The sequence below is a fragment of the Hyalangium sp. genome, from assembly GCF_045802625.1.
Lineage (GTDB): Bacteria > Myxococcota > Myxococcia > Myxococcales > Myxococcaceae > Hyalangium.
This window is the reverse complement of sequence record NZ_JBJMQP010000052.1, coordinates 101,170-115,059: the sequence shown is the minus strand read 5'-3', so window position 1 is coordinate 115,059 and position 13,890 is coordinate 101,170. Positions and strand designations below refer to the sequence as shown.

At 69.1% G+C, this 13,890-nt stretch carries 7 protein-coding genes; 2 read left to right on the top strand and 5 right to left on the bottom strand.

The window, feature by feature from the left end; all coding sequences use genetic code 11:
- Positions 1–90: 90 nt before the first annotated feature.
- A complete protein-coding gene (locus ACJ8AT_RS10075) occupies positions 91–2,019 on the bottom strand; it encodes a hypothetical protein (protein ID WP_407737446.1) in 1,929 nt (642 codons plus the stop codon).
- Between the two features lie 225 nt (positions 2,020–2,244).
- On the opposite strand from ACJ8AT_RS10075, the gene ACJ8AT_RS10070 reads away from it, so the two are divergent.
- Both ACJ8AT_RS10070 and ACJ8AT_RS10065 read left to right on the top strand, forming a co-directional pair.
- A complete protein-coding gene (locus tag ACJ8AT_RS10070; RefSeq protein WP_407737445.1) occupies positions 2,245–3,774 on the top strand; it encodes an acyl--CoA ligase in 1,530 nt (509 codons plus the stop codon).
- Complete coding sequence (locus ACJ8AT_RS10065; protein ID WP_407737444.1) at positions 3,771–4,754, top strand: 2-dehydropantoate 2-reductase; 984 nt, start codon at positions 3,771–3,773, stop codon at positions 4,752–4,754. The genes ACJ8AT_RS10070 and ACJ8AT_RS10065 overlap by 4 nt, the downstream gene beginning before the upstream one ends.
- Positions 4,755–4,763: 9 nt before the next feature.
- Here ACJ8AT_RS10065 and ACJ8AT_RS10060 read toward each other — a convergent pair whose 3' ends face one another.
- From ACJ8AT_RS10060 to ACJ8AT_RS10045, 4 genes are all read right to left on the bottom strand, one after another.
- Entirely contained in the window at positions 4,764–5,411 is a 648-nt protein-coding gene (locus tag ACJ8AT_RS10060; RefSeq protein ID WP_407737443.1) for a phospholipid-binding protein MlaC, read from the bottom strand.
- A gap of 23 nt (positions 5,412–5,434) precedes the next feature.
- Entirely contained in the window at positions 5,435–9,463 is a 4,029-nt protein-coding gene (locus ACJ8AT_RS10055) for an immunoglobulin-like domain-containing protein (RefSeq protein WP_407737442.1), read from the bottom strand.
- A gap of 268 nt (positions 9,464–9,731) precedes the next feature.
- Positions 9,732–11,066 carry an amidohydrolase gene (locus ACJ8AT_RS10050; RefSeq protein WP_407737441.1) on the bottom strand — a complete coding sequence of 445 codons (1,335 nt, stop codon included), beginning with the start codon at positions 11,064–11,066 and terminating at the stop codon, positions 9,732–9,734.
- 72 nt (positions 11,067–11,138) lie between these two features.
- Complete coding sequence (locus ACJ8AT_RS10045) at positions 11,139–13,682, bottom strand: GAF domain-containing protein (RefSeq protein WP_407737440.1); 2,544 nt, start codon at positions 13,680–13,682, stop codon at positions 11,139–11,141.
- Between the last annotated feature and the right edge of the window lie 208 nt (positions 13,683–13,890).

Here is a 13,890-nt window from a genome sequence, read left to right as displayed (position 1 = left end):
TGACAGGGGTGGAGGTGGCACGAGCGTACCGCCGCGGCGCGCGGGGCAGAAGAGAACTGCCGCCCCGCCGCGCCTGGAGTTGGAAAGGGCTCAGTTGCCGGTCTGCTGCGTGAGCCACGGGCTGACCACGTTCTCGTAGCCCTGCCCGAGCGTGTCCCGGGTGTCCTGCAGCCGGTCCGGGTTGCCGCCGCGCTGCTCGGTGCGCTCGATCAGCTTGTCGTAGATGCGCTCGAGCAGATCCAGCTTGTGCTGCCCCTGCTGGGTGTCGACGCCGTCATGCTGGAGCTCGTTGCGGAACTCGTTCTCGTACTGCTGCTGCAGCTCCTGGGGGTCCGTGTCCGGCAGCAGCTTCTTGAGGAGCGGATCCGTGGCCACCGACGAGGCGAAGCCCGCCTCGGGGCCGGCGGAGTCGGCCGCCACGCCAATCACGGTGCTGACGAAGCCGCGCGCGGTCTCCTTGATGAAGTTCTCGCGGTCCGCCTCGCTCAGCCCGTCCTTCCCGGCGCGGTTGACGCCCTCCTGCGCGGCGATCTGCAGCGTGCCCAGGAGCGTGCCCACCCTGCGGCCATGATCGCCGGAGTCCCCGCTGCGCGCCGCCTTCAGGTTGTCGTGGATGTAGTCGTGCAGCGTGCCCTGGATGCGCTGCTTCGCCCCGTTGTCGGAGTAGGGCGAGAAGACCGTCTCGCGCAGGAAGTCCTTCAGCTCGGCGGCCTTGCTCGGGTCTCCCCCGGTGGCCTGATCGAGGATCTGCTTGCCCTTGGCCTCGAAGAGGTTGGCGCTGCCCTGGACGAGCGCCGGATACTTCAGCAGCCCGTAGCCCTCCTTGTGAGCAATCTTCGCGTCGTCGTAGTTGTCCTGGAGCTCGGTCTTCAGCGTGGTGAACGCGTCCTGCGCCTTCTGCGGCGAGTTCAGGTCGGCGTGGATCAGCTCCTTGGACGAGGTGAAGGACAGCGCCGCGTTCACCTTCCAGTCCTGCTTGTCACCCGCGTCATCCTGCTTGGCGGCGAGGTTCTCCGAGACCTTGCCGAACAGCTCCAGCGGGCCGCCCACGTGCTTGTCGCCCGGGACCTGGAGCGAGCGGGTGATGGACTCGTTGGTGAGGGTGTCGCCGAGGCCGGCCACGTAGTCCTGGAACTGGCTCTGGGAGAAGCCGTTGCCGTTGGCCGACAGGCGCGCGAGGTTGCCGAGCGCCAGGGTGAAGTCCGCGCGGCGCGGGCCGGCGACCTCGCTCTCCTTGGCGGCGTCCTTGTTGGCGTCGGCGTAGGACTTCACGCGGTTGAAGGCGTCGCGCTGGGCCTCGGGGGTCTTCAGGTTGCGCTCGATCAGGCTGTTGGACGAGCTGAAGGCGATGGCCGCGCTGTCTTTGTCTCCGGCCGCGTTGGCCTGCCGGCCGAAGGCCTCGGTCACGCCGCCGGGGCGCACGTTGCGCGGGTCGAGCGCGAGGCTGGAGGCGAAGTCCTTCGAGGCGTCCGGCCCGAGCCGGTCGTGCAGCACCCGGAGGTTGTCATCGTTGAGCGCCCCATGCCGGTAGGCGTCGCCGAGCGCCGAGGAGATGATCTTCTGGTTGTCGTAGGCGCGGTTGCGCGGGTGCTGGTTCTCGACGCCCGTGAGCACGTGCACGCCATCCTTCGTGGTGGCGACCTTGTTGATCAGCGCGCGCTTCTCCTCGGGGCTCAGGTCGTGGCTCTGGAGCGTGTGGGCGAGGCGATCGGCGCCGCCCGGCCCCTGGGTCACCGCGTCATAGGCGTGGTCCACCTTCTGCTGATCCACGCTCCGCTTGCCGGTCGCGGCCGTGGCCTTCAGCGCCGCCGACGTGCCGAGCACCTTGCTGAAGTCCTTCACCTGGCCCTCGAAGGCGCTGGTGTTGCGCACCTGGGCGAAGCGGCGCGCCGCGTCCTGGATCTGCGCCTTGGGCTGGGTGGCGACGGCCGGCTTCGCCTGAGCAGGCACTGGCTTCTTCTGCGGAACGATGCGAGCGGCGGCGTTGCGAATGGCGTTCAGCGTGTTCGAGATCTGCATGGCGAAGTCTCCGAGGCGGCTTTGCGGTAGGAAGCCTTTGAGAGAATTCTCGGACTTCGCGGCGCTGAGTTTCGCGTAAATTATTAATGATTTCAGTGGGTTATGCGGGATGGACACGTCTCGCCCCGGCCGCTCCGAGTTCGGGCGGGCCTCACGCATCGACAGTGTCGAGGGTGATACGCGAGGCCCGCGAATCCGGTTACAAGGAAGCGGAGGAGCATCGGCATGGAGCATGCGGACACGATCGCGGGGCTCATGGAGCACGGCGCCGAGACCGACGTCGCGGTCGGCGCCCCAGGGCGGACGGCCTTGTCCTACGGGGGCTTGAGGGCGCTGGCCCGGAGCACCGTCTCCGCGCTCAATGCCCTGGGCCTCGGACGAGGCGACCGAGTGGCGCTGGTGTTGCCGAACGGACCGGAGATGGCGACGGCCTTCCTCAGCATCGCGTGCGGAGCCACCACCGCGCCGCTCAACCCGGCCTATCAGGCGCAGGAGTTCGAGTTCTATCTGTCGGACCTGAAGGCCCGGGCGCTCGTCATCCAGGAGGGCATGGAGAGCCCGGCCCGGGCCGTCGCCTCGGCGCGAGGCATCCCCATCGTCGAGCTGGTCCTCGACACCCACGGGCCCGCCGGGAGCTTCACCCTCCGGCCCGAGCAGCCGCTCGCGGGCGCGCCGGCCCGAGCGGGCTTCGCCTCGCCCGAGGAGGTGGCCCTCATGCTCCACACGTCGGGCACCACCTCGCGGCCCAAGCTCGTGCCGTTGAGCCAGCGCAACCTCACGGCCTCGGCGGGCCACATCGGCCGCACGCTGCAGCTCGGGCGCGGGGATGTCTGCCTCAACATCATGCCGCTGTTCCACATCCACGGGCTGATCGCGGCGGTGCTGTCGAGCATCGCGGCGGGTGGCTCGGTGGTGTGCGCTCCGGGCTTCAACGCCCTCAAGTTCTTCTCCTGGCTCGAGGAGGTGCGGCCCACCTGGTACACGGCCGTGCCCACGATGCATCAGGTGATCCTCGACCGGGCCAGCCGCAACGCGGGCCTGCTCCGAGGCGGGAGATTGCGCTTCATCCGCTCCTCCTCCGCGTCGCTGCCACCGCAGGTCATGGAGGCGCTCGAGCAGGCCTTCGGGGTGCCGGTCATCGAGAGCTACGGCATGACCGAGGCGTCGCACCAGATGGCCTCGAACCCGCTCCCGCCGAGGCCGCGCCATGCGGGCTCGGTGGGCCTCGCCGCGGGGCTGGAGCTCGCCATCATGGACGAGGCGGGCCACCTGCTGCCGCCGGGCGCCGTGGGTGAGGTCGTCATCCGTGGCCGCAACGTCACGGCTGGCTACGAGAACAACCCGGAGGCCAACGCGAAGGCCTTCGCCCACGGCTGGTTCCACACCGGGGATCAGGGCACGCTCGATGAGGCCGGCTACCTGAGGCTCACCGGCCGGCTCAAGGAGCTCATCAATCGGGGCGGTGAGAAGATCAGCCCGCTCGAGGTGGACACGGTGCTGATGGATCACCCGGCGGTGCAGCAGGTGGTCACCTTCGCCATGCCTCACCCGAAGCTCGGCGAGGAGGTCGCCGCCGCCGTGGTGCTCCGCGAAGGCGCGAGCGTCGGAGAGCGGGAGCTGCGGGAGTTCGCCGCTCAGCGGCTGGCGGACTTCAAGGTGCCGCGGAAGATCGTCTTCCTCGCGGAGATCCCCAAGGGAGCCACGGGTAAGCTGCAGCGCATCGGCCTGGCCCAGCGTCTGGGACTCACGGCATGAGGATCGCGATCTTCGGCGCCGGAGCGATTGGCGGCTTCCTGGGCGTCAAGCTGCTCCAGGCGGGGGCGGACGTCACCTTCATCGCGCGAGGGGCGCACCTGGAGGCGATGCGCGCCCAAGGCGTCACGCTCCGGAGCGGAGGCGAGACCGTCACCGTGCACCCGCGTTGCACGAGCGAGCCCGCCGAGGCGGGGCCGCAGGACTACGTGTTCGTCACCTTGAAGGCCCACTCGCTGCCGGTGGCCGCGCCCCAGATCGCCCAGCTCCTGGGAGCCGAGACGGCGCTCGTCACGGGCATCAACGGCGTCCCCTACTGGTACTTCTACGGGCTCGATGGCCCCTACCGGGACCGGCGAGTGGAGAGTGTCGATCCGGGGGGCAAGCTCTGGGAGCTGCTGCCTCCGTCGCGCGTCATCGGCTCGGTGGTCTATCCCGCGGCGGAGGTGGTCGAGCCCGGCGTGATTACCCACCTCGATGGAGACCGGATCACCCTGGGCGAGCCGGATGGCAGCAAGAGCCCCCGGGTGCAGGCGCTGTCAAAGGTGATGATCCAGGCGGGGCTGAAGGCCCCGGTGCGGCCGCGCATCCGGGATGAGCTCTGGGTCAAGCTCTGGGGGAACCTCGCGTTCAACCCGCTGTCGGCGCTGACGGGGGCGACGCTCGAACGGCTGGCCACTGAGAGCGATCTGCGAGCGGTCGCACGCACCATGATGGTCGAGGCCCAGGCCGTCGCCGAGGCGCTCGGAGTCCGGTTCCTGATCGGCCTGGATCAGCGGATCCAGGGCACGGCGGAGGTGGGCGCGCACAAGACCTCCATGCTGCAGGACCTGGAGCGAGGGCGGCCAATGGAGATCGACGCGCTCCTCGGCGCGGTGGTCGAGCTCGGCCAGCTCGTGGGCCGGCCGATGCCCGCCTGTGAGCTGGTGCTGGCGCTGGTGCGAGAGCGCGCCCGGCAAGCCGGGTGCTATCCGAGCCGGTGACTCGCGCCGTTACGGCTTCTTCCCAGTCCGGAGCTTCTTGCCGTGGGCCGGAGCCCCTGGGCCGTGGGTGCCGCTCGCTCCGCTCCCGAGCTGGCCAGCGGCTCTCTCGACCTGCGCCTGCCGCATCTTCAAGGTGGAGAGCAGCCCAGCGAAGCCGTCACGGGCCAGGATCTCTCGGAACTGGCCGCGGTAGTCCTCCAGCAGCGAGATCCCGTTCGTGATGACGTCGTAGATGCGCCAGCCTCCCGCCTTCCGGGCCAGCTTGTAGAGCCTGTAATCGATGGGGACGCGCAGCTCCTCGATCGTGACGAAGGTGCTGACCCGGGCGTCATCCCCGTCGAGGGTCTGCTGGCCGTACTCCACCTCGGCATTGGCCAGGGCCAGGGTCTTCTGCGCGTAGAAGGCGCGCAGCATGCCCCTCATGGCGCTCGTGAAGTCCTTGCGTTGCGCGGGGGTGATCTTCTCCCACGTCTCGCCGAGCGCCCGCCGCGCGAGCTCCTCGAAGTCGACGAACTTGTCCACGGCGGTGACGAGCCGCTCGATGCTGACTCCAGGCGCGCGAGCCGTCTCCTGGACGTCGGTGTAGCCCGACTTGACGACCTCCAGCGGGCTCGGCGCGGCGGCGAGCAGGGCGAGAGCAACGAAGGGGACAAGCATGGCTCCCCTCTATATGACAACCGTCATTGGCAGACGCTGCGATCGGGCAGCGGGTTGACGTGGCCCTCGGCCGTGCCCGTCAGCGACACCGCGTAGATGCCTCCATCCCAGCTTCCATTGTTGAAGGTGATGCGAGCGTAGGGAGCAAGCACCGTCCCCGGAATGCCGATGCCCTGAGCGGAGATGGTGGTGGCCTCCGGGAAGTGGAAGAGCACGGTGCGCTGATCGAGCCCCCCACCGAACGAGGTGGCGAAGCTGTTGAGCGTGGCGGAGGTGCCGCGGATGTTGACCACCGCCAGGGAGTTGGCGGGCGCGCTGATGGACAGGGCCTTGGCGCCGGTGAAGGCGCTGGCGCTCACGTTGAACACGTTCACGGACGGATCCGTGCCGTTCAAGGTGATGCCGCCCCAGGACTCGACGGTCGTGGTGCCATTGACCTTCATGCCGGCGAGCTGCGAGGACAGGGTGCGCAGCTCGCCGAAGCGGGCGACGAAGTTGATGGGCGTGCCCTTCGCCAGGGTGCCGCGGTGCTGGACCACAGCGGAGTCGGCGCTGTAGGTGCCTCCGTAGAAGGTGTCACCCCAGATGCCGCCCTGGGAGAGGGTCAGGTTGCCGCCCGCCACCAGGGCCTGGGAGATGTCGCTCTCATAGAGGCTGGCGGCCACGGAGAAGCCCGTCATGGAGATGTTGCCGCCGGCGGCCACCTTGCCCTGCACGTCGTGGCCCCCGGTGTAGTCCTCGAGCAGGAAGAGGTTGTAGTCGTTCAGGTGGATGTTCGTTCCCTGCACCGTGAGCGGGCGGACGGCGGTGGTGGTGTGGCCCGCGTGGTCCGCCACGCTGTAGGTGATGGCGTACTGGCCGGTGTGGGACTGGTCGAGGTTGCTGGCAATCACCATGTTCGGAGTGAGGTTCCCGGCACAGAGATCCGAGGCAGTGGCGCCCGGATCCACATAGGGCGAGCCATTGCACGGCAGGACGGAGGCTCCCGGGAGCAGCTGGATCTGCGGCGCCAGCGTGTCCCGGACCGCGACCAGCCGGCTGGCGGTGACGCTGTGGCCGGCGTTATCCGCCACCGAGTAGCTCAGGGGGTAGTCGCCCGGCGTAGCGGTGTTGACCGAGCCCGTTTTGGCGATGGAGGAGCTCAGGTCGCCGGCACAGACGTCGGCCGCCGTTTCGCCAGGATCCGTGTACGGCGTGCCGCACTCCACCTGCGGGTTGAGCGAGCCCGCGAGCGTGAGGGTCGGCGCCAGCGAGTCTGTCACCGTCACCGTGCGCGAGACGGAGGGCGCGCTCCAGCCCGCCGGATCCGAGACGTTGAAGGTGAGGGTGTAGGTACCCGGGGCGCCGGGGTTCACCGAGCCCGTGCGCGCGATGCGGCTGGTGAGGTCCTTGAAGCACGTGTCATTGGCCGTAGCGCCAGCGTCGTCGTAGGGCGAGCCACACTCCAGCGCCACGGTGGCCGAGCCGTTGAGGGTCAGCGTGGGCGGCGCCGTGTCGCTCACCGTCACCGTGCGGGCGGCGTACAGCGTGGCCTTGTTCCCCGAGGGATCCGTCGCCGTATAGGTGAGGGTGTAGCTGCCCGGGGTGTTCGCGTTCGCCGAGCTGGAAGCCACCGCCGCCACCGGGCCCGCGCACGCATCATTGGCCGTGGCGCCGGGATCCACGTACGCGCTGCCGCACTCCACGGTCTGGCTCGGCGGGCCGGACATGGTGATGATGGGCGGCACCGTGTCGCGCACCGTGACGGTGCGAGTCACCTCGGGGGAGCCGTTGTTCTTCGGATCCTGCACGTTGTAGTGGAGCGTGTACGAGCCGGGCACCTTGTTATCCACGCTGCCCGTCTTCACGATGGAGCCCGTCAGGTCGCCGTAGCACTGGTCGATGGCCTTGGCCTTCGGGTCGATGAAGGTCGAGCCACACTCCAGCGCCACGGTGGCCGAGCCGTTGAGGGTCAGCGTGGGCGCCAGCGTGTCGCTCACCGTCACCGTGCGGTTGGCCGAGACGCCCGTGTTGCCCGAAGGATCAGTGGCCTTGTAGTTGAGGGTGTAGTTACCCGGCACGCCCATGTCGAGGTTGCTGGTGTTGACCGTGGCCGGCAGCGTCCCGACGCACTTGTCCGTGGCCGTGGCGCTCGGATCCACGTAGGTGCTGCCGCACTCCACCGTCTGGCTGGTGGGGGTATTGAGCGTGACGGTGGGCTGCAAGCTGTCGCGCACGGAGACGGTGCGAGTCACCTCGGCGGCGGAGTGCCCGGCCGCATCCTTCACGTTGAAGCGCAGCAGGTAGTCGCCCACCGCCGAGATGTTCACCGCGCCCGTGCGAGTCACCCTGCTGGAGAGGTTGCCATCGCACTGATCGCTGGCCGTGACGCCCTGCTCGACGTACGAGGTGCCGCACTCCTTCGTCATCACCTCCGCGCCGAGGCGGGTCATGACCGGCGGCAGCGTGTCGGCGACGGTCACCGTGCGGTAGAGCAGGGGAGACAGGTTGCCGGAGATGTCCTTCGCCTGGTAGCTCAGCGTATAGGTGTTGGACGCTCCCATGTTCACCGTGCCGGTCGTGGTGATGCTGCTCTGGGGCAGCGGCCCCTCACAGACGTCGCTCGCGCTGTAACCCGGGTCGGTGTACGTGGCGCCCTTGGTGCACTCGAGCGACTGGTTCACTGGCTGGACGAGGGTCATTGTCGGCGGCACGTTGTCCGTCACCGTCACCACGCTGGTGCACGTGGCCGAGCGGTCCCCCTGGTCCGTGCACGTGAGCGTCACCGTCGTGTTGCCCAGGTTGAAGGGGCCGGCCGGGCTCTGCGTGCAGCCCACCAGATCGTGGTCCTGATCAAACGAGCCGTTGTTGATGTCGGCGGCCGCGCCGCAGGCGTTCCCCGCCTGCACCGTCACGTTCTTGCAGAGCGCGGTCGGCGGATGGATGGGGAGATGGGGGATCTTGCAGAACGAGGTGCACGTGCCGATGGCGCCGGAGCTGTCACCGGTGCGGCCGTTCTTGGCGCCGTTGTCGCACTCCTCGCCCAGCTCGGTGTCCACCTGGCCGTCGCCGCACCAGTGGTTGTGGCACGACCACGAGCAGGTCTCTTCAGGCAGCTGGCCGTCCGTCGCCGGAGCGCCGTTGATGCCATCGCCCAGGTCGCACTCCTCACTGGGCGGGGCCTCGGGCATGCCGCACCCGGCGCCCACCGGCATCGAGCCGCGCTCGAGCAGGTACGGCGTCCCCAGGTAGGGCACCGGGCCGTCCTGACTCGAGGTGTAGTCGATGTAGAACCGCTGGCCGGGAACGGTGACACCGGAGGCGCTCATCGCGAGCGCCGCGATCGCGAAGGTGTGGCTCGGATAGGAGGTGAACACCGAGCGCGCCACGCAGCCACCCGCGCCGCCGAGCCCCCCGTCCCGGAGATCTCGCGAGAGCAGATCGTTGTTCATCTCGAACACGTGCCCGGCGTTGGCGCAGTCCGGCACGCCCTGCACCGTGAAGGCGCCGAACGGCTCCAGCAGGGCCACCGCCGTGTCGGCCGTGGCGTCCTGGTAGGCGCAGCCGAGCGAGATGTACATGCCCGTCAGGTTCTGCGCCGAGTTGAGCACGTGGCGGATGCCGTTCTCGACCAGCTGGTCCGTGCCGTTGCTGGTCGGATCCGTGGCGAGCAGGGCGATATCGCCATCGACGACGGCGCCCCAGATGTTGCGGTTGTCGATGGCCGCCTGGAACGCGGCCGTGCCGCTCTGGCATGCCGCGTCGCCGATGAGCAGCGCGCGGTAGGACATGAAGTCCGTGGCCGTGAGCGCGCTCCATCGCTCCGGTGTCACCACGTCGATCTGCGCGGTGGGCTCCCAGGCCTGGACGGCCGCTGCCTCGCGGCTGCTGAGCTCACCGGCCACGCTGCTGCCGAGGATGAGCACCTTGTTGGTGCTGCGGACAGCCTGGCGGGCCGTGAGCGGAGGGGGCGGGCTTGGATCCGGTGAGGGTTCACTCGCGCTCCCACCGCAGGAGATGGCGGTCAGAGCCACCGATAGCAGGAGTGCCCTTCCTACAGTGCGCAGCGTCATGGGGTATCCCCCCCTCGATGTTCGAGAGAGCGGCTGGCGGAGCCGCGACCACCTCTGCACCGGGACACTGGCTGTTTCCGAGAACAGTCAGGGATTCTTGCCCAGTGAGAAATTGGAGGAAAAAGCGTTACTCGCCCAGTGAAAAACGGCAAGTCGAAAACACTTGGAGTTGAGGGTGTGAGGCAATGAACGACCCGGCGCGCGAGGTTTTGCCTCGTGCGTCATGAATGGCTCCGCGGATCAGCGGGCCGATACATGTATTCGGGTGCTACGGCTTGTAGGTCTGGATACGCGCGTTGGGCACACGCTGGGCCAAGCGCTCCATGTGGCGGGCCACCTCGGCGAGCACGCGCGCCTTGTCGATCGTCAGCAGGCGGCGGTCGCGCATGAGGACGCGGCCATCCACCATCACGGTCTGCACGTCGCTGGCGCGGGCGCTGTAGAGCAGGCCGGCGGCGAGGTTGTGGGGCGGCTGCCAGTGGGCGCCGCTGGTGTCCACGAGGATGATGTCGGCCAGGTAGCCGGGCGCGAGCTGGCCGAGCCGATCGCCCATCCCCAGCACGGCCGCGCTGCCGCGCGTGGCGATGTCGAGCGCCTCGGAGAGGGGGAGCACCTCGGGGTCGCTCGCGTCGTGCTTCTGCATCAGGGCCATGAGGCGCAGGCTCTCGAAGACATCGAGCGTGTTGTTGCTGACGGCGCCATCGGTGGCCAGCCCCACGGGGATGCGCGCCCGGCGCAGCGCGGGGATGGGCGTCAGGCCCATGGCCAGCTTGAGGTACGTCTTGGGCGCGTGCGCGATGCCCACGTGGTCGCGGTAGCGCGACAGGCGCTCGGTGTCCTCGGGCAGCAGGCCGCAGCCGTGGGCGATGATCACCGGCACGCTGAGCACGCCCGTGTCATCCAGCACCTGGATGGGCGTCATCCCGCGCCGCTCCAGGCTGGCGCGGGTCTGGTTCATCTCCTCGGCGGCGTGGATGTGGATGCCGATGCCCAGCCGCTTCGCGTGCTCGACGGAGGCGCGCAGGAAGCCGTCATCACAGGTGTACGGCGCGTGCGGGGCCATGCAGGTGGTGATGCGGCCGCCCGCCCCGCCCTTCCAGCGCTCGGCGAAGGCGGCGGTCTCCTCGAGCGCCTTGAGCCCCCGGCTGCCGAACACGGCCCAGCCCAGGTGGGCCCGGGTGCCCACCTCTTCGACGGCGCGGGCCACCTGATCCATGAAGAAGTAGTGGTCGGCCACGGTGGTGACGCCGCCCTCGATCATCTCGATCAAGCCCAGCTGCATCCCCCAATAGACGGCCTCCTCGGTGAGGTTGCTCTCCAGGGGCCAGATGAAGTCGTTGAACCAGCGCTCGATGGGGACGTCCTCGGCCAGGCCTCGGAAGAGCACCATGGGCACGTGCGCGTGCGTGTTGATGAGCCCGGGCATGGCGAGCATCTGGTGGGCCTCGAGGACGTCGAGGTCCGGCTCGGGAGGCTGGCCGGTGGGGCGGAGGGCGACGATCCGATTGCCTCGGACGACGATGTCCTGGTTGCGCGCAATCGTGGGGACACCGCGCGCATCGGGCACGAGCGCGTGGCAGTTGCGGAGGAGGGTGTTCGTCATCGAGGGCTCGGAGGGAGGCGAGGCCGGCTGGCGCGGCGGTAGAGACTGGAGCTCGTAGCACCCGCCCGGGGCTCACTCAATGGAGCCCGGTGGAGACAGGGGCAGCTCGACGGTGAAGGTGGCGCCCTGGCCGGGGAGGCTCTCCACGTGGACGGTGCCTCCCAGCGCCACCACGATCTGCCGGGTGATGTAGAGCCCCAGCCCCAGCCCGCCGTAGTGGCGCTCGGACACGGCGCGCTCGAACCGCCCGAAGATGCGCGGCAGGGCCTCGGGCGCAATCCCGATGCCCTCGTCGCGCACGGTCAGCTGCGCGTGCGCGCCGATGACACGCGTGTCCACGGCCACCGGGTGGCCCGCGCCGTACTTGAGGGCATTGCTCAGCAGGTTGGTGACGATCTGCTCCAGCCGGAGCCTGTCCCAGCGGCCCACGAGCGGCCCATCCGCCGCCACATGGATGGGAGCGTGGGCCTGAGCCGCCTGGGCCTCGAAGCGCGAGGCCACCTCCCGGACCACCGCCGAGAGATCCACCTCCTCCCACGCCAGGTGGAGGCTCCCGGACGTGATGCGCGAGATGTCCAACAGCTCGCTGACGAGCACGTTCAGCTTTCCGGCGCTGCGCTCCACGCCCTCCAGCCGGGCGCGGAGCTTCTCCGGCGACAGCACCGCTCCCGTCTCCTTGGCGGCGCGCAGGAGCGATTGGACGTTCAGCGTGAGCGAGGTGGTGGGGGTGCGCAGCTCATGGGCGGCCACCTGCAGGAACTCGTCTCGCAGGCTGGCGGCCAGCTGCGCCTGCCGGTACAGCAGCGCGTTGTCCAGCGCCACGGCGGCCTGAGCCGCCAGGCCCTCGACCAGGTGCTCATGCTCCTGGCGGAAGCGGCCCGGCTCTGGGTGCCCGAAGAAGAGCCCTCCCAGGACCTGTCCGGAGCGGCTCTTCACCGGCACGGCCAGGTAGCTGCGCACCGGCAGGTGCCCCGCTGGCATCCCGTGATGGGGAGGGTTGTGGCCGTACTCCGCAGACTGGGTGACGTCATCCAGCCGCATCGTCCTCTTGCCCTCGAACGTCGGCGCGAAGATGCGCGTGTTGCGCGGCATGGGAAACCGCGAGAAGGCCTCGCGGGGCACTCCCGAGAGCGTGTAGAGCAGGTAGGACTCGCCCTTGTCATTGACGAGGTTGTGGAAGAAGGCCCCGAAGGCCGCCCCCGTGAGCTCGGTGGCCTCGTCCGTCACGCGCTGGACCAGCTTGTCCCGGTCCAGCTCGGAGGCGAAGGCCAGGCCCACCCGGGAGAGGATCTCCGCCGTGCGCTTCTCCTTCTCCGCCTGGAGCAGGGCCGCCTGGGCTTCCCGGAAGAGGCTGCGTGTCTCCAGCGAGCCCATCACGCGCCGGGCCAGCTCTTCGGCCAGCTCCAGATCATCCTGATCGAAGGACGGGCTGTGCGCGCACACGGACAGAGAGAGGAGGCCCAGCGCCCGCCCCTGGCTCTGGAGCGTCACCACCAGGGTGCTGCGGACGTCCAGGGCCTCGATGAGCTGGAGGTGCTCGGCGGACTGTGCTGCCTGCTGCCGCAGGGGAACGAAGTCCGCGAACAGGAGCGTCTTGCCACTGCGCAGCGCCTGGACCAACGGGCTCTGGGAGTCCAGGCGCGGCGGGAAGCGCAGGCTCTGCTGGATCAGCGGCTCCGGCAGGGACTTGCGGTGGGCGATCGACAGCCGGCGCAGCGTGCCGTCCTCTTGCACCAGGTCCACGCTACAGATGTCCGCGAGGGAGTCCGTGGCGAGCTGAGCCACGCGCCGCAGGAGGGCATCGACATCATCCGTGCCCTCCATGAGGAGCCGCCCCGCGTCGGAAAGAAAGCGCAGCCGCTGTTCGGCGCGCCTGCGCGCGGTGATGTCCCGGCTCACGCCGATGAAGCCCACCGCCTTGCCGCCGCCGTCGCGCATCAGGCTGGTCCGGACGTCCACCCAGAGGGCGGTGCCATCCTTGCGGCGCCCCCGCCACTCGCCGGCGTAGTCCTGGCCCTCGAGGATCCGGGTCAGATCTTGCGCCAGGGCCGAGGTGTCCTGCTCGGGGTAGAGCCGCTGGACCGTCTGGCCGCGCATCTCGGACGCCGTGTACCCGAAGAGCGCTTCGGCGCCTTGGCTCCAGTGGGTGATGTGACCGGAGAGATCGGTGACGATGATGCTGTCCTGGGCGTGCTGGAGGATGCTCTCCTGGAAGCGAAGCTGTTCCGTCGCGTGCTGCCGGGCGGCGGCCAGCTCCACGAGGGCGGACACCTTCGTCCGGAGCAAGTCCGCGTCGAAGGGCCTGACGAGGTAGTCCACCGCGCCCAAGGCATAGGCCTGCCGGAGGTGAGCCACCTCAGGGGCCGAGGTACCGAGGAAGAGGATGGGAGGATGCGGGGCGAGCGTGCGCTGCTGGATGAGCCGCGCTGTCTCGAAGCCCTCCAGGCTTGGCATCGTGACGGCCAGGAGGATCAGGGTGAACGGAGCGTGGAGCAGGTGCTCGATCGCCTCCTTGCCAGAGGAGGCCTTCACCAGAGGATGTCCGAGGGGAGCGAGGGCGCTCTCGAGGGCATGGAGGCTGGAGGGGTCGTCATCCACCAGCAGCAGGGGGCTCATCTGCGCTTCTGACAACGCCGCGCTCCTCGACTGGCCAGGGAGTGGCTCCTCATTGAGGGTCTCACGTTATCAACCCCCGCAAGGCCCTGGGTGATCCGCCGCCTTGGCCGGCAGGGTGGTGAACATTGCGGTGGGTCGCCCCCGGGCTCGGCTCACGGGCTCCAGGGGTGGCGTTCAGACGCAGGGGACGTCTGGACGCGCGCCCTGA